20 protein-coding genes and 1 pseudogene are annotated in these 24,036 nt (G+C 69.2%); 9 read left to right on the top strand and 12 right to left on the bottom strand.

The genetic code is table 11. The features are described from left to right. Window positions 1–28: 28 nt before the first annotated feature. Window positions 29–376, bottom strand: a complete 348-nt coding sequence (locus ACFYX4_RS14820) for a hypothetical protein (protein ID WP_389331777.1) — start codon at window positions 374–376, stop codon at window positions 29–31. Between ACFYX4_RS14820 and ACFYX4_RS14815 the strand changes: the two are divergent. Continuing rightward, window positions 278–993: pseudogene (locus ACFYX4_RS14815) on the top strand (sensor histidine kinase); the annotation flags it as partial. The gene ACFYX4_RS14820 and the pseudogene ACFYX4_RS14815 overlap by 99 nt on opposite strands. Window positions 994–1,021: 28 nt before the next feature. Here the strand turns inward: ACFYX4_RS14815 and ACFYX4_RS14810 are convergent. Continuing rightward, on the bottom strand, window positions 1,022–2,008 hold the full coding sequence (locus ACFYX4_RS14810) for an aldo/keto reductase (RefSeq protein WP_389331533.1): 987 nt from the start codon (window positions 2,006–2,008) through the stop codon (window positions 1,022–1,024). Between the two features lie 522 nt (window positions 2,009–2,530). Between ACFYX4_RS14810 and ACFYX4_RS14805 the strand changes: the two genes are divergently transcribed. The 4 genes from ACFYX4_RS14805 (at window position 2,531) to ACFYX4_RS14790 (ending at window position 6,687) form a co-directional block, all read left to right on the top strand. Then, window positions 2,531–3,574 carry an NAD(P)-dependent alcohol dehydrogenase gene (locus ACFYX4_RS14805; protein ID WP_389331530.1) on the top strand — a complete coding sequence of 348 codons (1,044 nt, stop codon included), beginning with the start codon at window positions 2,531–2,533 and terminating at the stop codon, window positions 3,572–3,574. Between the two features lie 55 nt (window positions 3,575–3,629). Next, window positions 3,630–4,619 carry an aldo/keto reductase gene (locus tag ACFYX4_RS14800; RefSeq protein WP_389331771.1) on the top strand — a complete coding sequence of 330 codons (990 nt, stop codon included), beginning with the start codon at window positions 3,630–3,632 and terminating at the stop codon, window positions 4,617–4,619. 140 nt (window positions 4,620–4,759) lie between these two features. Beyond that, on the top strand, window positions 4,760–5,761 hold the full coding sequence (locus tag ACFYX4_RS14795; protein WP_389331527.1) for an aldo/keto reductase: 1,002 nt from the start codon (window positions 4,760–4,762) through the stop codon (window positions 5,759–5,761). A gap of 56 nt (window positions 5,762–5,817) precedes the next feature. After that, window positions 5,818–6,687 carry a helix-turn-helix domain-containing protein gene (locus tag ACFYX4_RS14790; RefSeq protein ID WP_389331524.1) on the top strand — a complete coding sequence of 290 codons (870 nt, stop codon included), beginning with the start codon at window positions 5,818–5,820 and terminating at the stop codon, window positions 6,685–6,687. A 39-nt stretch (window positions 6,688–6,726) separates the two neighbouring features. Here ACFYX4_RS14790 and ACFYX4_RS14785 read toward each other — a convergent pair whose 3' ends face one another. The 8 genes from ACFYX4_RS14785 to ACFYX4_RS14750 all read right to left on the bottom strand — a co-directional run bounded on the left by ACFYX4_RS14785 (window position 6,727) and on the right by ACFYX4_RS14750 (window position 13,699). Continuing rightward, a complete protein-coding gene (locus tag ACFYX4_RS14785; protein WP_389331521.1) occupies window positions 6,727–7,680 on the bottom strand; it encodes an amidohydrolase family protein in 954 nt (317 codons plus the stop codon). Window positions 7,681–7,736: 56 nt separating this feature from the next. After that, entirely contained in the window at window positions 7,737–9,323 is a 1,587-nt protein-coding gene (locus ACFYX4_RS14780; protein ID WP_389331518.1) for a Na+/H+ antiporter, read from the bottom strand. Between the two features lie 67 nt (window positions 9,324–9,390). Then, the gene (locus ACFYX4_RS14775; protein WP_389331515.1) at window positions 9,391–9,762 is read right to left on the bottom strand and encodes a DUF2255 family protein; all 372 of its coding nucleotides are present in this window, start codon (window positions 9,760–9,762) and stop codon (window positions 9,391–9,393) included. A gap of 48 nt (window positions 9,763–9,810) precedes the next feature. Further along, a complete protein-coding gene (locus ACFYX4_RS14770; RefSeq protein ID WP_389331512.1) occupies window positions 9,811–11,202 on the bottom strand; it encodes an MFS transporter in 1,392 nt (463 codons plus the stop codon). A 72-nt stretch (window positions 11,203–11,274) separates the two neighbouring features. Further along, entirely contained in the window at window positions 11,275–11,700 is a 426-nt protein-coding gene (locus ACFYX4_RS14765) for a nuclear transport factor 2 family protein (RefSeq protein WP_389331509.1), read from the bottom strand. Between the two features lie 113 nt (window positions 11,701–11,813). Beyond that, the gene (locus ACFYX4_RS14760) at window positions 11,814–12,830 is read right to left on the bottom strand and encodes a zinc-dependent alcohol dehydrogenase family protein (protein WP_389331506.1); all 1,017 of its coding nucleotides are present in this window, start codon (window positions 12,828–12,830) and stop codon (window positions 11,814–11,816) included. A 36-nt stretch (window positions 12,831–12,866) separates the two neighbouring features. Continuing rightward, on the bottom strand, window positions 12,867–13,274 hold the full coding sequence (locus tag ACFYX4_RS14755; protein ID WP_389331503.1) for a cupin domain-containing protein: 408 nt from the start codon (window positions 13,272–13,274) through the stop codon (window positions 12,867–12,869). 92 nt (window positions 13,275–13,366) lie between these two features. Then, complete coding sequence (locus ACFYX4_RS14750) at window positions 13,367–13,699, bottom strand: carboxymuconolactone decarboxylase family protein (protein ID WP_389331500.1); 333 nt, start codon at window positions 13,697–13,699, stop codon at window positions 13,367–13,369. A 446-nt stretch (window positions 13,700–14,145) separates the two neighbouring features. Between ACFYX4_RS14750 and ACFYX4_RS14745 the strand changes: the two genes are divergently transcribed. Together ACFYX4_RS14745 and ACFYX4_RS14740 are read left to right on the top strand one after the other, a co-directional pair. Further along, window positions 14,146–14,985 (top strand): helix-turn-helix transcriptional regulator, encoded by an 840-nt coding sequence (locus ACFYX4_RS14745; protein WP_389331497.1) that lies wholly within the window; start codon window positions 14,146–14,148, stop codon window positions 14,983–14,985. 126 nt (window positions 14,986–15,111) lie between these two features. Next, a complete protein-coding gene (locus ACFYX4_RS14740) occupies window positions 15,112–15,981 on the top strand; it encodes a helix-turn-helix transcriptional regulator (protein ID WP_389331494.1) in 870 nt (289 codons plus the stop codon). A gap of 325 nt (window positions 15,982–16,306) precedes the next feature. Here ACFYX4_RS14740 and ACFYX4_RS14735 read toward each other — a convergent pair whose 3' ends face one another. Both ACFYX4_RS14735 and ACFYX4_RS14730 read right to left on the bottom strand, forming a co-directional pair. Then, window positions 16,307–18,580 carry an ATP-binding protein gene (locus ACFYX4_RS14735; RefSeq protein WP_389331491.1) on the bottom strand — a complete coding sequence of 758 codons (2,274 nt, stop codon included), beginning with the start codon at window positions 18,578–18,580 and terminating at the stop codon, window positions 16,307–16,309. Window positions 18,581–18,964: 384 nt separating this feature from the next. Next, window positions 18,965–20,968, bottom strand: coding sequence for a DHA2 family efflux MFS transporter permease subunit (locus ACFYX4_RS14730; protein ID WP_389331488.1), 2,004 nt, complete (start codon window positions 20,966–20,968; stop codon window positions 18,965–18,967). A 260-nt stretch (window positions 20,969–21,228) separates the two neighbouring features. On the opposite strand from ACFYX4_RS14730, the gene ACFYX4_RS14725 reads away from it, so the two are divergent. Beyond that, the gene (locus ACFYX4_RS14725; RefSeq protein WP_389331485.1) at window positions 21,229–22,497 is read left to right on the top strand and encodes an MFS transporter; all 1,269 of its coding nucleotides are present in this window, start codon (window positions 21,229–21,231) and stop codon (window positions 22,495–22,497) included. Between the two features lie 47 nt (window positions 22,498–22,544). Further along, window positions 22,545–23,936: a glucose-6-phosphate dehydrogenase gene (gene zwf, locus ACFYX4_RS14720; protein ID WP_389331482.1), complete on the top strand. Its 1,392-nt coding sequence runs from the start codon at window positions 22,545–22,547 to the stop codon at window positions 23,934–23,936. Window positions 23,937–24,036: the final 100 nt, after the last annotated feature.

Raw genomic sequence — 24,036 nt, 5'->3', positions numbered from 1 at the left:
TGCTTGCCCCACGTCGCGGCCGTCACTGTCAGTCCGGCAGTTGAGCCGGATCGACAGTGACGGCCCGCAACAGCGGCCGACTGGCCCCGATCGCTGCGAACATCGCCCCCGCGCCAAGCACCACGCACACAGCAAGTTGCAGCGCACCCGACGTGCCGATCGTGGTGCCCCCCGCCTTGTTCAGCTGCATCGCACCGTAGACACCGCACCCCGTCATGGTCCCGGCGAGGAGGACCAGCGGGACCACCGTCTCACGGACCCGGGCCCGGTCCAGTAGCGCGTTCTGGACCACCGGCGCCGTGTCGCGGTCACCGAGACCCGCCGCTCCGAGCGGCTCGCCATGGCCGCCGATCTGCACGACTTCGTCGCACACCATGTCACCGGCATCCGGTCCAGACGCAGATGGCCCGCATGATGGCCGCTGCCGAACCCGAGAACCTGGATCCGGTCCTTGCGGCCATCCAGAACGCGGCCACCGAGGCTCTCTCCTCGATGCGCCGTACGGTCGGCATCCTGCGCGAGGGCCCGCAGGACCTGGCCAGTCCGGAGCCCGCCGACCAGCACCCGGCGGCCGACCTGTCGTCGCTCGCGGACCTGGTCGCGGGGTTCGGCGGAGTGGTCGGTCCGAAGGCCGTGCTGCACCGCGCTGCGTCGGTGCCCGCGGATCTGCCGCACGAGGTGCAGGCCGCCGCGCATCGTGTGGTCCAGGAGGCCCTGACGAACGTACGCCGTCACGCGGGCGACGCCACTGAGGTCACCGTCGGCCTGACGTACGAGGGCGGCATGCTGCGGGTGTTGGTACGGGACGACGGCCGCGGCGGCACGCAAATGCCGCATGCCACCCGTGGCGGTGGCTTCGGCATCGTGGGTCTCACCGAACGCGTCACCGCCCTCGGCGGCGAACTACGCACCGGCCCGCGCCCGGACGCCGGCTGGGAGGTCATGGCCCTGCTCCCCGTGGCGAGGACGGACGCGAGGCGACCCGCCCTCTGAGGTAGCCCGCCCTCAGGAACGTCAGCTGCTACTTGTCGACCAGCGACATGTGGTGCTCGTTGTACCGGTTTCCCTGTACCCCAACCCGTCCGGCGAGTTCGTTGAGGTCGGCCAATTCATCGGCGGAGAGCGGCAGTTGGGTGGCGCCGATGTTCTCCTCGATGCGGGCGGTGCGCCGGGTTCCGGGGATCGGCACGATCGACGGATGCTGCGCGAGCAGCCAGGCGAGCGCGACCTGCCCCGGTGTGGCGTCCTTGGCCTGCGCGAGCCTTGTGACGTGCTCGACGAGTGCCTGGTTCGCCGCCCGGTTCTCGGCCGTGAACCGCGGAATGTTCGTGCGGACGTCGTCGGCCGCGAAAGACGTCGACGCGTCCACCGTGCCGGTCAGGAATCCCTTGCCGAGTGGGCTGAAGGGAACGAATCCGATGCCGAGCTCCGTGCAGGTCGGCAGGATCTCCGGTTCAGGATCTCGGGTCCACAGGGAGTATTCGCTCTGCACAGCCGTCACCGGGTGGACCGAGTGCGCGCGGCGGATGGTCTGCGCACTGGCCTCCGAGAGTCCGAAGCAGCGGACCTTGCCTTCCTGCACGAGTTCGCCCACCGCGCCGGCGACGTCTTCGATCGGCACCTGCGGATCGACGCGGTGCTGGTAGAACAGGTCGAGCGTGTCGACCCTGAGCCGCTTGAGTGAGGCCGCGGCGACGGCGCGGATCTGCTCGGGCCGGCTGTTCAGTCCGGCGGGGGCGCCGTTCTCGATGCGGAATCCGAACTTCGTGGCGATCACCGCTTGTTCCCGCACCGGGGCCAGGGCCTCTCCGAGGAGTTCTTCGTTGACGTAGGGGCCGTACACCTCCGCGGTGTCGAAGAACGTCACTCCGCGGTCTACGGCGTCACGGAGCACGGCGATCATGTCGGTGCGATCGCCGGGATTGGGGCCGTAACTCTGGGACATCCCCATCACGCCGAGACCGATGGCGGAGACACGCAGGTCGCGGCCGAGCGTTCGGGTATGCATTTCTTTCCTCCTCGTTGCTTTCGGTTCCGGGTGGGCCGGGCTGCAGGCCGCGTGGTTGCGGATGAGCGGGACCCCAGTGAGTCGCGGTCGAGCCAGCGCAAGATCCGTACCGCAGTACGTCTGCCCAGGCCTGGTCCGGGCGTCAGATGACTCTCACCCGGCTTCGTTCTTCGATTCCCGCATTTCGGTTCGCCGTACTGCGGTCGTGTGGAGCCGCGCGTTACTTTTATTCGCGCGCCGAGTACCGTACCCCGCACTCGTTCGCTCAAGGGGGTAAGGATTTTTCCCCGGATAAATTCCTCCCCTTCACAGGATTGGCCGACCGTGCCAGCGTTCAAGGCGCGACAGTCGGCGACTGGGTTTCTGGCCAAGAGATTCCGTGGCCTGATGAACGCTGAATTCATGGCTGCAGTGAACAAACAGCACTTTCTGTGAAGGAATTGTGACGGCGCGGAGTGCCTCACGGACGCCCACGACAGCTGTTGCCGCAACAGAGATCAGATCCACCTCGTTGGGAGAAACGTGTTCACCGTCAACGCGTATGCCGCTACGTCCGCGACCGAACCGCTCATTCAGACCACCGTCGAGCGCCGCGAGGTCGGCCCGCACGATGTCCTCATCGAGATCAATTACGCCGGCATCTGTCACTCGGACATCCACCACGTTCGCGGGGACTGGGGGTCCGTGCACTACCCGGTGGCCCCCGGACACGAGATCGCCGGAGTCGTCACCCAAGTCGGCTCCGAGGTCAGCAAGCACGCTGTCGACGACCGTGTCGGAGTGGGCTGCATGGTCAACTCCTGCCGTACCTGCGACTCCTGCCTCAAGGGCGAGGAGCAGTACTGCCTCAACGGCTCCACACTCACCTACGGCTCGGTGGACCGCGACGGCACACCCACTCAGGGTGGATACACCACCCACATCGTCGTCGACGAGGACTTCGTCGTCCGCATCCCCGACCGCGTCACCCTCGACGAAGCCGCCCCGCTGCTGTGCGCGGGCATCACCACGTACTCGCCGCTGCACCGCTGGGGTGCCGGCCCCGGCAAGAAGGTGGCCATCGTCGGACTCGGCGGGCTCGGGCACATGGGTGTCAAGTTCGCGCATGCGATGGGCGCGGAGGTCACCGTCCTGTCGCAGTCCTTGAAGAAGATGGACGACGGTCTGCGCCTGGGCGCCGACCACTACTACGCCACGAGCGACCCGGCCACGTTCGACGAACTGGCGGGCACCTTCGACCTCATCGTCAACACGGTGAGCGCCAAGCTCGACGTCGACGCCTACCTCTCCCTGCTGGGCGTGGGCGGCACCATGGTCAATGTCGGCGCCCCGGCGGAACCGCTGTCGCTGCACGTGTTCTCCCTCCTCGCGCGTGGCCGTTCGTATGCCGGTTCGTCGATCGGCGGCATCCGCGAGACCCAGGAAATGCTGGACTTCTGTGGCGAGCACGGGATCGGGGCGGAGATCGAGACCATCCCGGTCGAGAAGATCAACGAGGCGTATGAGCGGGTCCTGTCCTCCGACGTGCGCTACCGGTTCGTGATCGACATCGCGACGCTGGCCTGACCTGGACCGCGACACGACGTACTGCCGCCACCCAAGGGAAGAACCACCGATGACGATGACGTACAACCACCTCGGCCGCACCGGCCTGAAGGTGAGCAAGCTCGGCCTGGGAACCATGAACTTCGGCTGGGTCACCGACGAGGCCGACGCTTTCGCCATACTCGACCGGGCAGTTGAGGAAGGCATCAACTTCGTCGACACCGCCGACGTGTACGGCGGCCCGCAGTCACCCGACATGGAGGCGGGCTACGGCCTCTCCGAAGAGATCATCGGGCGGTGGCTGGCCCAGGGCGGTGGCCGACGCGACCAGATCGTGCTGGCGACCAAGCTCTACCAGCCCATGGGGCCCGGGCCGAACGACAAGTACCTCTCCGCGTACAAGATCCGCAAGGCTGCCGAGGCCAGCCTCCGGCGGCTGGGCACCGACCACATCGACCTGTACCAGATGCACCACGTCGACCGCTCGACACCGTGGGACGAGATCTGGCAGGCCATGGAGCAGCTCGTCCGGGAGGGCAAGGTCACCTACGTCGGCAGCAGCAACTTCGCCGGCTGGCACATCGCCACCGCCCAGCAGGAAGCGGGCAAGCGCAACTTCCTCGGCCTCGTCTCCGAACAGAGCCTCTACAACCTCAACGCCCGCACGGTCGAACTCGAACTGATCCCCGCACTGCGCCACTACGGCCTCGGACTGATCCCGTGGAGCCCGCTGGGCGGCGGCCTGCTCGGCGGCGCCCTGCAGAAGGCCGACAGCGGTCGACGCTCGTCGCCCGACTTCCTGGCCGCTGTCGAGCGGCACCGGACGCAGCTCGAACGGTACGAGGCCCTGTGCGCGGATCTCGGCGAGCAGCCGGCGGACGTCGCCCTCGCCTGGCTGCTGCACAACCCGGCGGTCGCGACCACCATCGTCGGGCCGCGAACCCCCGAGCAGTTGCACCAGACACTCCGGGCCCCGCACCTGGCCCTGTCCCCGGAGACTCTTCGAGAGCTCGACGAGATCTGGCCGGGCCCCGGCGGCGAGGCTCCGGAAGCGTATGCCTGGTAGCTCGGTCGGCAAGGCGTCGAGCGCGGCCGATCGGCCGGGTATCGCGACGCCGGGACCTCACCCGTTCATCCGGAGGCCGGCCGTCGGCCCGGCCGTAAGTCCGCCGGCGGCAACGGCAGTCTTCGTCAACTGGAGTACGCATGCACTACACACGACTGGGAACCTCGGGGCTCGTTGTCAGCCGTCTCGCGCTCGGCTGTATGACCTTCGGGGACACCGCGAGTGGTTTCAGTAAATGGGCACTGGGCGAGGAGGAGTCCGAGCCGCTCTTCCGGCAGGCCGTCGAGCTGGGCATCACGTTCTGGGACACCGCCAACGCCTACAGCTTCGGCAGCTCGGAGGAGATCGTCGGGCGCGCGATCAAGAAGTACTCGCGCCGCGAGGACATCGTGCTGGCCACCAAGGTCTTCTACCCGATGCACAGCGGTCCGGGCGGCTCCGGGACGTCCCGTAAGGCGATCATGGAGCAGATCGACGCGTCACTGACCCGGCTCGGCACCGACTACGTGGATCTCTACCAGATCCATCGCCTCGACTACGACACGCCCGCCGAGGAGACGATGGAGGCCCTTCACGACGTCGTGAAGGCGGGCAAGGTGCGCTACATCGGCGCGTCGTCGATGCTGGCGTGGGAGTTCGCGAAGCTGCAGTACACCGCTGACCTGCACGGGTGGACCCGGTTCGTGTCCATGCAGGACCAGTACAACCTCCTCATGCGTGAGGAGGAACGGGAGATGTTCGGCCTCCTCGCCGATCAGGGTGTCGGGAGCGTTCCCTGGAGCCCGCTGGCGCGCGGCCGGCTCACCCGGCCCTGGGGCGAGGCGACCGCTCGATCCGAGACCGACCCCGCGTACGGGCGCCTGTTCGTCGAGGAGGAGTCGAACCGGAAGATCGTCGACGCGGTGCAGTCGGTGGCCCAGGCGCGCGGGGTGTCCATGGCGACGATCGCGCTCGCGTGGGTCCTGGCGAATCCGGTCGTCAGTGCCCCGATCGTCGGGGCCTCCAAGCCGCGGCACCTGGCGGACGCCGCAGCGGCCCTCGACATCACCTTGACGGACGAGGAGATCGCCGCGCTCGAGGAGCACTACACGCCTCGGAACGCGACCGGCATGAGCGCCGCCGACCGGCCGCCGGCCCGCTGACAACTCCCTGCGGGCGTCGGGTGCTCGGGATCGCGGCGACGTGCGAAGCTGTGGACGTGCGACGCGAGCCGGGTCTGGAGGAACTGGGGGCCTTCCTCAAGGCTCGCCGGGCGCAATTGAGCTCAGGCACGGCCGGGTTGCCCGACGACGCCACGCCCCGGCGCGTTCCCGGTCTGCGCCGTGAGGAAGTCGCCCGGCTGACCGCGATCAGCACCGACTACTACACCCGGCTCGAACAGGGCCGTGTCCAGGCGTCGGAGGCCGTCCTCGACGTGCTCGCGCGAGTGCTCCGCCTCGACGGTGACCAGCGCGAGTACCTCCTGACCCTGGCGGGGAAGAGCGCCCCGCCCGCGGCCGGTCGGAGTGCCCGGCAGGAGGTCCAGCCGCAGATGCGGCACCTGCTCGACGACCTCACCCTGACCGCGGGGTTCGTCATCGGACACAACACTGATCTCCTGGCGTGGAATACCATGGCCGCGGCTCTGGTGATGGACTTCGGACGTGTCCCCGAGGAAGAGCGCAACTACGTGCGCCTGGTGTTCACCGAGCCCGCCATCCGCGTGCTGTACAGGGACTGGGAGGCCATGGCCCGTCTGGCTGTGTCCCACCTGCGCATGGACAGCAGGCGCAATCCCCGTGACCCCCGGCTGACGGCGCTCGTCGAGGAACTCTCCACGCTGGATCCGCAGTTCCGGCTGTGGTGGACCTCGCACGATGTCGCCGCGCGGGCCGGCGGCACCAGACTGCTCCGCCATCCCGTGGTAGGCGACCTGGCCCTCGAACGCTCCACCTTCACGTGCGCCGAGGACCCAGAGCAGCAACTCGTCGTGTGGACGGCGAAACCCGGCAGCCGGACCCACGACGCCCTGCTCTCCCTCGCGTCCACCATCGAGGCAGCGCCGGAGGCGGTTCACGGTGCCGCGTGACGCCGTAGGAAGAACGCAAGCGTGAGCTACGCGGAGGCGTCAGGTTTGCGGGAACAGGCGCTGAGCGTTCGTCGTGGTGAGTGATCGCCACGTGGCCCCCTCCACCGGCGGCTCGGCCGCGTCGATGGCCGCGATGTGGGCGTCGGCCAGCGGCGAGGGCGTCCAGCAGTAGTCGCTGCCGAAGAGCACGCGGTCAGGGTCGACCAGCTTCAGCAGCGCGGGAACCTGGCGTGGGAAGGCTGTGCCCGCCATGTCGTAGTACAGGGCGCGCAGTTGCTGCACGGCGTCGAGGGAAGGTGCCTTCTCCGACGGCACGAAGAGCTTCATGAACTCGTTGATGCGGTCGGTCAGGACCGGGATCGCGCCACCGCAGTGCGGGACGATCACCCGCATGTTCGGGTGCCGTGTCAGGACGCCCGCCATCACCAGGTCCGTGACGGTGCGGGCCGTGTCGAAGATGTACTCGACCATCGGGCGCGGCCTGCCGAGAGCGGACTGCTCCCAGCACACGGGGGACGTGGGGTGCAGGAAGACCACGGCCCCGCGGCGGTCCAGCTCGGCGAACACCGGGTCGAGGCGCTCGTCGCCCAGGTACACACCGTGAGTGTGGGTCAGCAACGCCACGCCGTCGGCGTCCAGTTCGTCGAAGGCGAAGGCGGCCTCCTCCAACGCGCCGTCCACGTCCGGCAGCGGAAGGGAGGCGAAGTTGCCGAAGCGGCCCGGGTGGTCCCGCGTCACCTCGGCGGTGTACTCGTTGACGCGCCGGGCGAGGAGACGGGCCGCCTTGTCGTCGCCGAAGTGCACGCCGGGGGACGAGATGGAGAGCATCGCGGTCTCGATGCCGTTGCGGTCCATCAGGTCGAGGTGGGCCTGCACGGACCACGCGGGCCAGCCGCCCATGCCGTCGGGGTGGGCGTGGCCCGCCGCTGTCGCCTGCTGGACGTAGAAGTCGGGGAGGAGGTGGGCGTGGACGTCGATGAGGCCGGAGGACATGGCAGCGGGATTCCTTCTGGTGGCTTGGGTCGTCAAGGTCAGGTACAGCGCTCGGCCTACTCCACCTGCTCGCCTCCGGCCAGCCGGACCTCTTCGTTGTCCAGGGCGGCCTGGAGCCGGCGGAGCACGGTGTCGTCGATCTGCGACTCGTCCCTCAGGCGGACGACCGTCGCCCGCTTCGTGGCGATGAGGGCGAGGCGGAGGTCGGTGTAGTGGCGGTTGTGGAGCAGGGCGGGATCGTCGTCGGTGCCCGCGCCCCTCGCTCGTACGGTCGCGAGGTGGGCCTCGTACTCCTGGCGCAGCCACTCCATGACCTTCTCGGTGGTGCCCAGTTCGGTCGCGAGGCGGGGCAGCGCCTTGATGGCTTCCTCGGTTGCCTTGGTCTCGGCGAGAACCTCTTCCTCGTCGACGGAGGTGTCGCGGGGCAGCCGGGCCCAGCGCACCACGCCCGGCAGCAGCAGGCCCTGCACCACAAGGGTCATCACGATGACGCCGGAGGTGACGAAGACGATGAAGGCTCGGCCGGGGAACGGGGCACCCGAGTCCAGGGTCTCCGGCACGGACAGTGCCACGGCGAGCGACACCGCGCCGCGAAAGCCCGCGAAGCCGCTGACGACACGTGCCCGGTCGCTCATTCTCCGCTGTCGCTGCTCGGGGCGCCGGTCGATCGCGCGGATCAGATAGGCGGAGGAGAAGAGGAACGCGAACCGGACCGCGACGAGGACCGCGCTGACCGCCGCGATCGCGATCAGGGCGTCTCGGAGATCGGAGCGGCTCAGTTGGCGCAGCGCGTACTGGAGTTCCACTCCGACCAGGACGAACAGCGCGCCGTTGATGATGAAGGTGGCCAGCGGCCAGAAGGCCAGTGCCTGGCGGCGGTGCTCGGCGCGGATGAGGCTGGGAGCCACCTGGGCCATGATGAGGCCGCTCACGACGACCGCGAGGACGCCGGAGGCGTGGATCATCTCGGCCAGCAAGTACGCCGTGAACGGCGCCAGGATCATGACGAGATTGCCCAGCAGGGGATCGTCCAGCCGACGCCGCAGATTCATGTTGACCCAGGCGACCGCCACGCCGACCGCCGCCCCGCCGCCGTACGCCAGCAGGAACAGCCCTCCGACGTGCGGGAGGGTGAGGTGCTCCTCGCCGACGGTGATCCCGACCGCCAGGCCGTAGATGACCAGTGCGGTGCCGTCGTTGACGAGGCTTTCCGCGCGCAGGACCGTGATCTGCCGGCGCGGCAGGGAGCCGGCCAGGGCGCTCACCGCTGTGGCGTCCGTGGGAGCCACGGCCGCGCCCAGGGCCCACGCCGGTCCCCACGGCAGTCCGAGCGCGTGCCCGGCGACCGCCACGGCGCCCGCGGTGAGGATCACCAGGACCGTGCTGAGCAGGACGATGCCGCGCAGGTTCGAGCGGATCTCCCGCATCGACGTGGTCAGGCTCTCCCAGTACAGCAGCACCGGAAGGAAGAGCAACAGGACGACTTCGGGCGGGAGTTGGGTCTGGCGGACGGCGGGGACGAGGCCGATGAGGGCGCCCAGGACCAGGAGTACGACGGGTGGCGCGACGCGGAAGCGCTGTCCCAGGAAGTTCCCCGCCAGCACGGCCGCACCCAGGACGACGACGAGTTCGAGACCGATCATGACACTTGCTCCTGTGCGGGACTGGCTGACGGCGGTGGCTCAGCGGCTTCCACCGGGATCGTCATGGTCATCTGGGTACCAGCCGCAGGGTCGTGGAACGTGCCGCCACCATCGGATCGACGTACGCTCCGCCGAAACGGCCGTACTTGCTGCGGTACAGGGCATCGACGCGGTCGTTGGTCGCGGGGTCCGGAACCTCGACGAAGGTGACGTCCTTGTCCACCCCGCCGGAGCGGACGTGTCCCGCGTGGCTGGCCCGCGCGGTGCGCCACCAGCCGCCGTCCGTACCGCGGAAGGACCGGACGTACAGGTCGTCGCCGTCGCGGACGACCCAGATCGGTACCGGCTTGCGGAGGGTGCCGTTGTTCCGGAGCGGCGCCATCTCCAACTCGTCGGCCTTGGCGATGCGGTCGAGTTCGTCGCTCGTCCATGTCGTCATCGGTGTTTCTCCGTTCTTCTAGGTCCAGTGAGGGAGGACGGAACCGCGTCAAGGCTGTCGGGCCGGTCGCAGGAAGAGATTCGCGGCGGCGCCGGCGAAGGCCATCACCGCGGTGATGGCCAGGCTTGCGCGCAGGCCGTGGAGCATGCCGTCGCGGCCCGCCAGCAGGGCGCCGAACACGGCGACGGCCAGCGCTCCGCCCAGTTGGCGGCTGGTGTTGAACACGCCGCTGGCCACGCCTGCGCGGTGGGCGGGAACGCTCTCCAGGAGGACCGCAGTCGTCGGAGCCATGGCCAGCGGGCCGCAGATGCCCACCGGGATCATCACGAGGGACAGCGCCCACACGGGAGTGGAGGAGGGAAGAAAGGTCAGCATCGTCGTGCCGGCGCCCATGAGGAGCATGCCGCCGACGATGGGCACGCGCGGGCCGAACCTCTCGGCCAGCCTGGCGGCGAGCACGCTGACGAAGGCGGACAGGATGGTCATCGGTACGAAGGCCAGGCCCGTGGCGAAGGAGGACAGCCCGCGCTGCTGCTGGTAGTAGAGGCTGTAGACGAACACCATTCCCTGGAAGCCGCCTATGAACGCGAAGCCGGTACCCGAGGCGATCACCACGGTGCGGGAGCGGAACAGGTCCAGCGGAACCATCGGCTGCTTTCCGCGAGCCTGAGCGGCGACGAAGACGACCAGCGCCAGGACGGTGACCGCGAGTGACACGAGCACCCGGGGCCCGCCGAGACCCTCGGCGCCGGCCTCGATCACCCCGAAGGTCAGCGCGCCCATGGCCAGCACCGCCGCGATCTGGCCGATCCAGTCGAACGGCACGTCACGTCGCGGCGAGTGCGCCACGCGCAGCAGCAGCAACAGCGCGACCAGGCCGACCGGCAGGTTGACGAAGAAGATCATGCGCCAGCTGATCAGGGCCAGCGCACCGCCCGTGACGGGGCCGGCGGCCGCGGCCACGGCGCCGCCAATGGTCCACAGCGCGATCGCCCGGCCCCGCTTGACCGGGTCGTCGTAGGCCTCGCGGATCAGCGCCAGGGACGACGGCGTCATCATCGCCGCCCCCAGTCCCTGCACCATACGGGCGACGACCAGCGTCACCAGGTCGGGTGCCAGGCCGCAGGCCGTCGAGGAGGCCACGAACACCGCCAGACCGATCCCGAAGGCACGCCGTGCGCCGGCCCGGTCGCTCAGGGACCCCGCGGACAGCAGCAGCGCCGCGAACATCAGCGTGTAGCCATCCATCACCCACTGCAGGCCGCTCATGTCACCGCCGAGATCGCCGCGGATGTCAGGCAGAGCCACGTTGACGACCGAGGCGTCCAGGGTGATGACGAAGAAGCCGAGCAGAGCGGCAGAGAGCGCGAAGACGGGGGCGGGCCCGCGGCGCGGGGCGCCGTCGACGGTCGGTGAGGAGGCGGCGGGCGGGGCGGACATGCGGGAACTCCTGGGGCCGGGCAGGGCGTGGGGCGGGCGCCGCTGTCGTGGACGGTGCCGGAAGACCCGTGGTCAGGCGGGAGTGGTGGTGAGCGGTTCACCGAGGTGGGTACGGGTGATGCCGAGCGAGTCCTCGAAGACGCGGTAGTCGGTGATCAGACCGTCGGCGACGGTGAAGCGCAGGATCATCTCGCTTTCGAGCACCTGCCCCGAGGGATGGAACCGGGAGGCGTACCGGCCCGGCGCCAGGACCCGCCCGTCGGTCTCCACCAAGGTCCCCAACTCGAAGGTGAGTGGCTCGACGGCGGCGAAGAACGCGGCGAGGGACTGCCGGACCCCCTCCGGTCCCGTGCGGTTCCCGGCCCAGGGGGTCAGGGCCGGATCGCCCGGAATCGTCCAGGTCACGCCGGGTGTGAAGTGGGAGAGGATGCGCTCCATGTCGCGCGTGCCGAAGGCCTCGAAGTACGCCTCGACGGTGGCGATCGCCTCGCTGGTCATGACGGTCGGTCCGTTTCTGCTCGGTGGCTGCGATGGGCAGGTGCCGCTGCGACTGGTTGGTACCGGTGGTGGTGGGCGCCGCCGCCGGCCCCCACCACCACCGGGGCTTCAGGTCAGGGCCGCAGCAACGTCTTGATGGCGCGGCGATCGGCCATGGCCTTGTAGCCTTCGGCGGCCTCGTCGAGGGGCAGGGTGAGGTCGAAGACCTTGCCCGGGTTGATACGGCCGCTGAAGACGCGGTCGATCAGGTCGGGCAGGTAGGCGCGCACGGGGGCGGGGCCACCGCGCAGACCGACGTGGGAGAAGAAGAGCTGCTGGCCGTCGATCTGCGTGCCGTGGGGGAAGCCGACGAAGCCGACGTTGCCACCCGGGCGGGCGGACTGCAGGCCCTGGTGCATCGACTCCTGCGTGCCGACGCATTCAAGGACCGAGTCGGCGCCGATGCCGTTCGTCAGTTCCTTGACGCGGGCGACGCCTGCCTCGCCGCGCTCGGTGACGATGTCGGTGGCGCCGAACTCCAGGGCCAGCTTCTGCCGGGAGGCGTGCCGGCTCATGGCGATGATCCGCTCGGCGCCCAGCTCCTTGGCGGCGATGACGCCGGACAGGCCGACCGCGCCGTCACCGACGACCACGGCGGTCGAACCGGGCTTCACCTCGGCGGCCTTGGCGGCGTACCAGCCGGTGCCCATGACGTCGGAGAGGGTCAGCAGGTCCGGGATCAGCTCGTCGGCAGGCTGCTCCGGGGTTGTGACCAGGGTGCCGTCGGCGAGGGGGACGCGGAGGTACTCGGCCTGGGCGCCGTTCACCCACTGCGCGTGCTGGCAGGAGGTCTGGTAACCGGCCTGGCAGATAGGGCAGGTGTTGTCGGAGGCGACGAAGGAGCCGATGACGAACTGGCCCGGCCTGACGCTCGACACCTTGCTGCCGACCTCCTCGACGATGCCGACGTACTCGTGGCCGATCGGCTGCGGCTCGGTGACCGGCAGGACGCCCCGGTAGCTCCATAGGTCGGAGCCGCACACACAGGCGGCGACGGTGCGGATGACCGCGTCCGTCGGTGCCGTGATCTTCGGCTCAGGGGCGTTCTCCACCCGGATGTCACCGGGCGCGTGAAGAATGGTTGCTCGCATGATGCCTTCTCAGCTCCTGTCGGGTCTGTCGTGGCGTCAGGGACGGGTGCGGGTGCTGACGCGCGGGCCGTTGTAGTCATCGTCCGAGACGTGTTCGAGCCAGGTGGCGTCGTCCGTCTCCCACAGGGCGAGATGGATCATGAAGTGGTCGGGCGCGGCACCGTGCCAGTGCTCCTCGCCCGGAGGTGTGTGGATGACGTCGCCGGGGTGAGCCTCGATGATGTCGCCGCCACGGGACTGCACCAGGGCGATGCCCTCGACGATGTAGAGGGTCTGGCCCAGGGCGTGGGAGTGCCAGGCGGTGCGGGCGCCGGGAGTGAACCGGACCATGTTGGCCCGCATTCGGGAGGGTTCCTTGCCGCGGTGGATCACGTCGGCGTAGGCGTCGCCGGTGAACCACTCGGCGGGAAGCTTCACGGTGGGAGGCTGCTTCAGCAGTTCCATGGTGCGTCGTCCCTCAGGTGTGGTGCTGCCGCCGGGCGTGCGACGGCGGTGTGTGGGGAGAGCCCGCGCTGTGGGATGCGGGCGCAGAGGCGTCAGCCGGACTGGTCGGCCTTCTCGACGATCTCCTTGAGCTGGGTCATCGCGGTCATGGCGTTGGGCCATCCGGCGTAGAAGGCCAGATGGGTGAGGACTTCGACCAGCTCGTCCTTGGTCACGCCGTTCTCCAGTGCCTTGCCGAGGTGGAAGCCGAGCTGGTCGGTCCGGTACAGAGCGACGAGAGCGGTGACGGTGACCAGGCTGCGGTCGCGCGGGGACAGACCCGGGCGCTCCCAGATGTCGCCGAACAGGACGGTGTCGGTCACCTCCGCGAGCTTGGGGGCGAACTCCTGGATGGCCGGCGGCGCGAACTTCTTCCGTTCGGACATGCGGTGGTGCTCCTTGCGTGCGTTGTGGGGGGATTCAGGCTGCCCGGCCTTCGACCGGGGATTGGGCGGGGTGTGCACCGAAGAGCGAGATGAGCTCGGCGAGGGCGGGGAGGCGTGCTCGCCCGCGCCTCGCGCACTGCCGTGGTACTCGTGGCCCCTGCCGAAGTCGGTCCGGCACACTCTCGTCGATCACTCGCCTCCCCGCCTGTCACAGGGAAATACGGAATACTGGTGACATTCAGAAAAAAATTGCTTCCAGGGGGTTGGACTTTCCGCTTGTTCGAGCGAATGCTCTCGGTAGGCAGATTCCGGTCGCCGAACACTTCGCCGACCTTGCCACCTTCCCAGGAACCCGCAAAGGGGAGAATTCCATCCTGGGAATCCCTTATCCAGGGGAGGAATCCTTACCCCCCTGCCGGAGACCGAGCGATGCAACACTGGCTGTCATGACCAGCGACGCGCATCGGAACGAGCTGGGAGAATTCCTCAAGGCGCGGAGGGCCGAGTTGAGCCCGCGCACCGTCGGCCTGCCCGACACTGGAGGCCGACGGGTGCCCGGCCTGCGCAGGGAAGAGGTCGCCCTGCTCGCCGCCATCAGCTCCGACTACTACACCCGGCTGGAGCAGGGCCGCATCCAACCGCCGGACCCGTCAGTGCTGGCCGCTCTCGCTCATGTCCTACATCTGGATGATCGCCAGCGTGACCACCTGTTCGAGCTGGCCGGCCGGCAGAGAGCACGGCACCGCCGCCCGGCCGCGCAGAAGGCGCACCCGCAGTTGCGCCGCCTGCTCGACGATCTCACCGCGAGTCCCGGCGTGGTGATCGGCCGCCGTATGGACATCCTGGCGTGGAATCCGCTCGCCGCCGCCCTGCTCACCGACTTCGCGAAGGTGCCGGAAGACCAGCGGAACTGCGTCCGTATCCTGTTCACCGATCCAGCCATGCGGACGCTGTACGCGGACTGGCGTGCGGTCGCCCGTGGCTGCGTGTCCCATCTGCGCATGACGGCCGCCAAGCACCCGGACGATCCGCGGCTGGCCAGTCTGGTCGGCGAACTCTCCGTGGAGGACAGGGACTTCGGGAAGTGGTGGGGAAGCCGTCAGGTGCCGTCGCGCAGGTTGGGCGTGAAGAGGTTCCACCATCCCGTCGTCGGTGAACTCGTCCTCGACTGGGACACCTTGACGTGCGGTGGCGCTCCCGATCAGGAACTCGTCGTCTGGACGGCGGAGCCCGGCACGCCGTCGTACGACGGGCTGCGCGACCTCGCCGCACGGGCCGCCGGGTAGGTCGACTGACCTGACGGTCTGATCCGCCCCGACTCGAAAATAGACGGGGTGACCACCGAACCCTGCGGACCAGGGGAGAAAAATCTCCCCCTCAATCTTCGGGTGAATGCTGCGACACTGGCTGCTATGTACAGCAAGGAACATGTGAGTGAACTGGGGGAATTCCTCAAGGAGTGCCGAGCCCAACTCAGCCCGCGGACCGTGGGTCTGCCCGAGTCCGGGGCACCCCGGCGTGTGCCGGGGCTGCGCCGTGAGGAGGTCGCCCGACTCGCGGGCATCAGCACCCGCTCCTACGCCCGGCTGGAGCAGGGGCGTGCCCCTGTGTCGAGGTCGGTGCTCACCGCTCTCGTCCGTGTCCTGCACCTGGACGACGACCAGCGTGACCACCTGTTCGAGCTGGTCGCGATCGGCGAGCGAGCACCGCGCAGCCGACCGGCGCAGAAGGTCCACCCGCGGCTCAGGCGCATCCTGGACGAGCTGACATCGACTCCTGCGCTCGTCCTGGGCCGCCACCTGGACATCCTGGCCTGGAACGCGTTGGCAGCCGCTCTGCTCACCGACTTCGACCAGGTTCCCGAGAAGAAGCGCAACTACGCACGGCTGCTCTTCACCGACCCCGCCTTTCGGGAGCTGTACCTCGACTGGCGGACGAACGCTCGGGTCTGCGTCGCCCACCTGCGACTGGAGGCCGCCAGACACCCTGGCGACCCTGGTCTGGCCGCACTCGTCGGCGAGCTTTCGGTGGCCGACGACGACTTCCGGCAGTGGTGGGCAGGCCGGCAGATGACCGGCCTGCGGATGGGCACCAAGAGGCTGCGCCACCCGCTCGTAGGCGATCTCACCCTCGATTGGGACAGCGTGACCTGCACCGCCGACCCCACACAGAAGCTCGTGGTCTCGACCGCCGCTCCGGGGACCCCGTCGCATGACGGACTGCTCTTCCTGGCGTCGTGGACCGCGGACCCGCACCTGTCGACCCGGGACGCGACAGCCTGACCGGGACGGGGGAAGGCGGCTTACGCCGTCGTGCCCGGAGCGGAGCTGGCGATCCCGTCAAGGCGCTGACCGGATCGCCTTCCTGCTCGAGCGATTCGTGGCACCGACCGGTGGCGTGTGTGCCTTCCGTACGGCCGCCGGGCGGGCGCGTTGCGTTCACCGCGTCACCCGAGTAACCCACGTCCGAAGCGGCTGTACATCCATCTGCGGGCGGCTGGGTGGCCTTGCCGGACGGGTCCATGTGGCCGAGCTCCGACCCGCCATGACCTGGCCTGACCTGGCACAACGCATGGCCCGGGGATACCGCCCCGGGCCATGCGCGTTTCTACGGGTATGACGACATACGTGGCTCTTGCGCAGCCCACCAGACGGCGAGTTGCGCCCGGCCGCTGAAGCCGAGCTTGGCCCGGATGTTGTCGACGTGGTTTTCGACCGTGCGCGGCGAGACCACGAGCTCGTCGGCGATCTTCCGATTGCTCATGCCCTTGGCGACGAGCGCCGCCACTTCCCGCTCCCGGCGGGTCAGCGGGCTCCGGACGGTTGCCGAAGCGGCCGATACGTCGGCACCCCCGCTCAGAGCGAAGTCGATGGCCTTGGCGGGGGTGTCGTGATCGGCGCCGTCCGCGAGTGCCTTCACGTACGCGGCCAGACCCAGGGCACCCGTGGCCGCCTTTTCGCAGTACGCGTGCTGCTCGGCAAGGTGCGGGCCGAACGCCGCGATGGAGCTGCCGACGTTCCTCCACAGGGCAGCGGCGGTGCCCAGCAGCCGGGTCGCCCGCACATGATCGCCGCCGGAGGCCGTGGTCCAGGCCAGCAGTTCCAGCATCCGCGCGACCATCGCATGGTCGGTGAAGCCGCGCATACTCTCCAGCGCGGACCGGGTCAGCGCTTTGGCCGCCTCCCGGTCACCACGAGCCCAGGCCTCGTGGCCCAGCGCCATCAGCAGTTGCGCGCGCCCCCACCGCTCCCCGGCGGCCTCGAAGGCGGCGATCACCTCTCTACCCGTCTCCGCCGCGCGCGGATCGCCGGCGTAGGCCTGGACGCAGGCCAGCGAGAGCAGCCACGAGGTCGCTTCACGGTCCTCACCCCTCGCCGACAGAGCGGCCCACGCTTCCTCGTACCGGGAGATGCTCTCCTCCGGCTGCCCCCGGTAGTGCGCCGAAACACCGCGGAAGCCGCGCACCTGGGCGCGCAGCACCGGGTCACCCAGTTGCTCGGCCAGGACATCCGCCTCGTCCAGCCACCGGTCGGCAGCCGCCGGATCGCCCTGCGTCTGTGCCACCCAGACGGCGGCGAAGAGAGCCCATGCCCGCTCCGGTGAGGGCTCGGGTGCGCCCGCGAGCGCCCGTTCCAGCTGACGGCGCCCTTCGCTGAGGAAGCCTCCGGCGCACCAGTGAAGGCCGAGCGCCGCGGCCAACGCGAGCCTGGACTCGGGGTCCGCGTGGTCCAGGGCCGCCAGCAGGTTGGTGTGAGCGGCCCGCAGCCGGGCCAGCGCCTCTACCTGGCCGGAGCCGTACCAGTCCCTGTCGACGCGCTGGGCGACGGCGAGGAAGAAGTCGCGGTGCCGGACCAGCAGCCTCTCCTGCTCCCCGGACTGTGCAAGCCTCTCCCTCCCGTACCGCTGGACGGTGTTCAGCAGCCGGTAGTGCGGGAGACCCTCGGTTTCACAGGGCAGCACGATGGACTGGACGACCAGCCCGTGCAGGAGGTCCAGAACCTCCTGCCTGTCGATGCCGTCCCCCGCGCAGACCTCTTCGGCCGCCTCCAGGTCGAATCCGCCCGCGAAGACCGACAACCGGCCCCACAGCACCCGCTCGGCCGGGCCGCACAACTCGTAGCTCCAGTCGATCGCCCCACGCAGCGTGCGCTGGTGCGGCCGCGCCGTCGAACAGCCGCTGGTGAGCAGTGCGAAGCGGTCCTCCAGCCGGTCCACGACCTGTTCGACGGTGAGGGTGCGCAGCCGGGACGCGGCCAGTTCGATCGCCAGCGGCAGCCTGTCCAGATCCGCGCACAGCCGGGTGACCGCGGCCCGCTTTCTCTCGCCTACCTCGAAGTCGGACCGGACGGCGGTTGCACGGTCCACCAACAGGTCGGCCGCGTCCTGCTCGGACATGGGCGGCACGGTGAAGACGTGCTCGCCCGTGACGCCCAGCGTGTGGCGGCTCGTCGCCAGAATGCGCAGCCCGGGGGCGGCGGAGAGCAGCACCGTCGCCAGTTCGGCGCAGGCACCGGCCAGGTGTTCGCAGTTGTCCAGCACCATGAGCGCGCGCCGCTCGGCCAGATATCCCGCGAGCTGTTCCAGGACGGGCCGTGTGCCCAGGTCCGGCATGCCCAGCGTGGTCGCGGCCACCCCCGCCACCGCCGCCGGTTCCCGTACGGGGGCCAGGTCCACCAGCCACGTCCCGTCGGGGAAGGGCTCCGTCGAGACCGTGGCGGCCTGAAGCGCGAGCCGTGTCTTGCCCACTCCGCCCGCGCCGGTGAGCGTGAGGAGGCGGGTCGTGCCCAGACGCCGGCGGATTTCAGCGAGGTCGTGGTGCCTGCCCACGAACGCGGTCAGGGCAGCGGGCAGATTGCCCACGCCGGGAGTCTGAATGATCATGTTCGTTGTCGCCTTCCAACGGCTCGCAGTCGTCCCGGAACACCACGGACGCCTGTCGGCAGTGGCAGCACGCTTTGTTGCGAGCGCATGGGACGAGTCCGGTCGTGTCGCCGTACACCGGCCGCCGTAACCCGCCCCCGTAACAGGCCGAACGGCAATTGCCGTGAAACGCGCTTCTCCGTCGGCCCCGAAGGGCAGAATCGCCCACCCGGCGGACGATAGGGAGGGGAACATTTCCTCCCCCCTCACAGCGAGCCCCGACCGACGGCATATCTGCCTGTACCGGCAGTACGACGAAGGCCTGTTCGAACCGAAGGGCACTGGCGGGAACCTCAGCGCTTGTTCGCCGCTCGATACGGTGCGCGTGAGGCCCACCTGCAGCGATCAGCCGGCCCGCCCCGCGGTCGAGCCCGGCAGCTGTGACGTCAGGTCCTCGACCAGTTCGATCAGGTCCGTCGGCCGGTCGGGACCCCACCAGTCACCAAGCAGTTCGGCGAAGGCCTCCTCGCGCGCCGCCGACAGTTTCGCCGCGGCCTCGCGCCCGGCGTCGGTGAGAAGCAGCTCCATGCCCTCGCGTGTGGCCAGATGCTGCTGCTCGATCTGCTCCAGGGCGGTCTGGATCACCGGCAGCGGCACCTGGCTGTACTCGGCGAGTCGCGTCGGCGGCAGTGATCGTTCCGGTCGCAGTGCTCGCAGCAGCAGCCAGCTGGAGGCGGGCAGCAGGTCGTATCCGGCCCTGGCGGTGATCTTCTCGTAGATGCCGCGCCGTCCCTCCCGTGACCCGAGTACGGAAAGGGCCCGCTGCACCTCTTCGCGGGAGGAGCGGTGCACTGGGTGGGCGCTGAGGGTCTGTGCGAGGTCGGGCGCGGTGACCGAACCGCGCAGCGTGTCCTCCTTGAGCAGCCAGGCCAGCGCGAAGGCGAGCAGGACGATTGGAGCGGCGTAGAGGAACACGTCGGTGATCGAGGTGGCGTACGCGTGCAAGGCGGGCGGGCGCAGCGCGGGCGGGAGTCCGGCGATGGCGCGGGGGTCGGCTTCGAGCGCTGCGGTCGTCTCGGGCGGCGTCGCGCCGGTGAAGGCGCCGCGCAGCTTGTCGTCGAGCCGGCCGGTGAAGATCGTGCCGAAGACGGCGACGCCGAACGCGGATCCGATCGACCGGAAGAAGGTAACCCCCGAGGTGGCGACGCCCAGGTCCTCGTACGACACCGCGTTCTGCACGATCAAGACGAGCACCTGCATGACCAGGCCGAGCCCGAGGCCGAAGACGAAGAAGCACAGGCTCATCTCGATGTCGCTGGAGGTCTCCTTGAGGCGATGCAGGAGCAACAGCCCCACGGCGGTGACGGCGGTGCCGAGCACCGGGAACACCTTCCAGCGCCCGGTACGCGAAACGATCTGGCCCGACAGTGTTGACGTCAGCAGCAGTCCGAGCACCATCGGCAGCATGTGCACACCCGACATGGTGGGCGACACCCCGCGCACGACCTGCAGGAACGTCGGCAGGTAGGTCATCGCGCCGAACATGGCGAAGCCGATCACGAAGCTGATCGCCGAGGAGAGCGTGAACGTACGGATCCGGAACAACTTCAGCGGAAGCACCGGCTCGGCGGCCCCGCGCTCGACGAACAGGAACCACACGAGCAGTACGGCGCCCAGGACGGCGGTCCCGGTCAGCGGGGCCGACGTCCATCCCCAGGTCCTGCCGCCGAGCGAGGTCACCAGGATCAGGCAGGTGGCCACGGCCGCGATCAGGAGCGTGCCGAGGTAGTCGATCCGGTGCTTCTCGGCCCGGACCGGGATCCTCAGTGCGGCGGCGATCACGAGCAGGGCCACGGCACCGACGGGCAGGTTGATGTAGAAGACCCAGCGCCAGCTCAGCTGGTCCACGAACAGCCCGCCGAGCAGCGGGCCGAGGACGCTGGTCGCGCCGAAGACGGCACCGAACAGGCCCTGGTAGCGGCCCCGGTCCCGGGGCGGCACGATGTCGCCCACGATCGCCATCGACAGGACCATCAGGCCACCGCCGCCGAGGCCCTGCAGCGCACGGAACGCGATCAGCTGGGGCATGTCCTGCGCCAGACCGCACAGCGCCGATCCGATCAGGAAGATCACGATCGCGGCCTGGAAGAGCTTCTTGCGCCCGTACTGGTCGCCGAGCTTGCCCCATAGTGGCGTCGCGGCGGTCGAGGCGAGCAGGTAGGCCGTGACGACCCAGGACAGATGGCTCATCCCGCCGAGGTCGCTGACGATCGTCGGCAGCGCGGTGGAGACGATCGTCTGGTCGAGTGCCGAGATGAGCATGCCGAGCAGCAGCGCGCCGATGGAAACGCGCAACCGGTGCCCCGCCGACTGCGGGTCCACCGCATGTTCGCCCACGTCCTGGGCCATTGCCGCCTCCTGAAGTCGAATTCTTCGTGACCTTGCCGGACGCGGCATTACGTCGGAATTCGCATAACTGTGCCGGGACGACTGACGATAGCTACGCGGCAGGAAATGCACATCGCCGCAAGAGGGGGAGGGATCCATCCCCTGGATAACGCGTACCGGGGAGGGAAAACCTCTCTTCACTTTCTCCTCGACAACGGGAAATTTATTGTCCAACCGCAGAACTACGCAGGTCGGTCTCGGGCCGAGGGAGCGAGTCACGGATGACCAGAGCCACACCCCCGGCGAGTAGTGCCGTCAGTCCTCCGGCAGCCACGGCACGGGCCGGCGTACTGCTTCCCGCGGCGCTGGTAGCCGCCTACTACGGCGCCTACATCGCGGTGATGTCCCCGGCCACCGTCAGCATGGCGCTGCGCGTGCGGCAGGTGGTCGACGAGGGCCAACGGGTCTCTACGTTGAGCACGGTGCTGTCCGTCGGTGCCTTCGCCGCCGCGATCGCCTCCCCGCTCCTGGGCGCACTGTCCGACCGCACCACCCTGCGCTTCGGGAAGCGCCGGACCTGGCTGGTGATCGGCCCGCTCGTCGGGCTCGCCGGCCTGGCCTGCATCGGCCTCGGCGGCGCGGTGTGGCTGCTGGTCGTGGGCTGGGTGCTCGCACAGGCGGGCTGGTCGGGCACGCTGATGGCCGCTCAGGCCGTGCTGACCGAGCGCATCGAGCCAGGGATGCGGGGCCGGGTCAGCGGCCTGATGGGTCCGGCCATGCCTGTCGGGATGGTCGCCGCAACCCTGCTGGTCAGCCTGCTGGACTCCAGCCCCGCACTGATGCTGCTCGTCCCCGGCCTGATCGGAGTGGCCGGTGCGGCACTGCTCGTCGCCGTCGTCCCGGACGCGCCCGCCGACAAGACCGCCCTCCCGCCCTTCGGTCCCCGCGAGTTCTTCTCCAGCTTCTACGTGAACCCGCGCCGCTACCCCGCCTACGCCTGGGCCTTCGCCAGCCGGTTCCTGATGTTCTCCGGCGTCTTCATCATCCTCACGTACCAGACGTACATCGTCTCGGACCGCATCGGATACGGCGGCGACAGCACCGCCGGCAAGGTCTTCCAGTCCACCCTGCTGCTCGGTGCCGGATCCATCGCGGCCTCACTGCTGTTCGGCATACTCGACGACCGCACAGGCCGCCTCAAACCGTGGCTGCGTCTGGCGGCCGTCGCGTCGGCGGCCGGACTACTGGTCATGAGCGTCGACAGCTCCTTCGGCACCTTCCTGACGGGCATGGTGCTGATCGGCGTCGCCCAGGGCGGCTACCTCTCCGTGGACCTGCCCATGGTCAGCCGCGTTCTGCCCGACCCCGAGCACGCCGCGCAGGAACTGGGCGTCTACAACCTGGCCCTCGTCATCCCGCAGATGCTCATCCCGCTGTACGGCTCACTCATCGTCGGAGCCGACGACAACTACCCGCCCTTGTTCGTCGTCGGCGCCGCCTGCTCGGCCCTCGCCATGGCCACGCTCGCGGGCGTACGCGGCGTCAGGTGACCCGCCGCGACATCCCGCCCATGACCCTCACGCCCTGTGGAGAGACCATGACCACCCCCACCCCCCGCGCGGATGCCCTCATCCTCTTCGGTGTCACCGGCGACCTCGCCAAGAAGATGCTGCTGCCCGCCCTGTACGACCTGACCCGCCAGGGCGTTCTCGACGTGCCCGTCATCGGCGTGGGCCGCAGCGACTGGGACGACGAACGCCTGCGCAGGCACGCCCGTGATGTGCTGAAATCCGCTGCGGTCCCCCTGGACGATGACGTGTTCGACAAGTTCGCCGCGCTGCTGGGCTACGCCCGTGTCGACTACGACGACCCCGCGACCTTCACCGCACTGGCCGACCGGGTCCGGTCCCACAGCTGCCTGACCCACTACGTCGCCCTGCCGCCGTCCACCTATCCCGTCATCGCCCAGCGGCTGGCCGAAGCCGGTCTGGCCGACAACGCCCGGCTCGTCGTCGAGAAGCCCTTCGGCAGCGACCTGCCCTCCGCCCGCGCCCTGCAGAGCGAACTGACCCGGTACTTTCCCGAGGAACGCCTGCGCCGCGTCGACCACTTCCTCGCCAAGGACGTCATCGAGGACCTGCTGACCTTCCGCTTCGCCAACACCTCCGTCAACGCCGTCCTGGACCGCCGCTTCGTGCGCAGCGTGCAGATCACCATGGCCGAGGACTTCGACGTCGCCGACCGCGGAGGCTACGACGCGACCGGCTGCCTGCGGGACGTGGTCCAGAACCACCTGCTGCAGATGCTCGCCTACTTCGTCATGGAGGCACCGCGCACCGGCTCGGCCGCCGACGTCCTCGACGAACGCATCCGTGCCCTCCGCGCCGTGCGTACCATCCGGCCCGAGAACTACGTACGCGGCCAGTACGACGGCTATCTCGACGTCCAGGGCGTCAAGGAGGGGTCGACCACCGACACGTACTGCGCCCTGCGCACCTGGGTGAACCTCGATCGCTGGGCCGGAGTCCCCTTCACCATCCGGGCGGGCAAGGCGATGGCCGCCACCGCCATCGAGATCGTCGTAGAACTGCACCGGCCCGTCGAGGGCTACTACCACTCCGCGGGCGCCCAGCAGGCTCCCCCGAACCTGCTGCGGTTCCGCGTCAGCCCTCGTGCGGGTGTCACCTTCGATCTCCTCGCCCAGCACGAAGGAGAGGCCACCGAGGTCGACGCGACAGCCGCGACGGTCGACTTCGCCCACCTCACCGGAAGCAACTCCGTCGCCTACACCCACGTCCTGGCCGACGCGATCACCGGCGACCCGCGCCGCTTCACCACCATGGACATGGTCGAGGAGCTCTGGCGCGTCGTCGGCCCCGTCCTCGACCCGCCCGGCTCGCCCTACCGCTACGACGTCGGCAGTTGGGGCCCGGCGGAAGCCGACCACCTCGCTACCGACAGCCGCTGGCTGCCTCTGGAACAGGTCTAGCCCGGCCCTACTCCGAAGAGCCGGCCAAGGCCCACGAAAGTCTTCATCGCGCTGTTGAAGAGACCCGCACACCCTGGCGATGCCGTCAGCTGCCCCACTC

The organism is Streptomyces sp. NPDC002328 (assembly GCF_042890065.1).
In the GTDB taxonomy this organism is placed as follows: domain Bacteria; phylum Actinomycetota; class Actinomycetes; order Streptomycetales; family Streptomycetaceae; genus Streptomyces.
The sequence above is the reverse complement of the archived record's forward strand: the minus strand, read 5'-3'. Positions and strand labels throughout refer to the sequence as shown.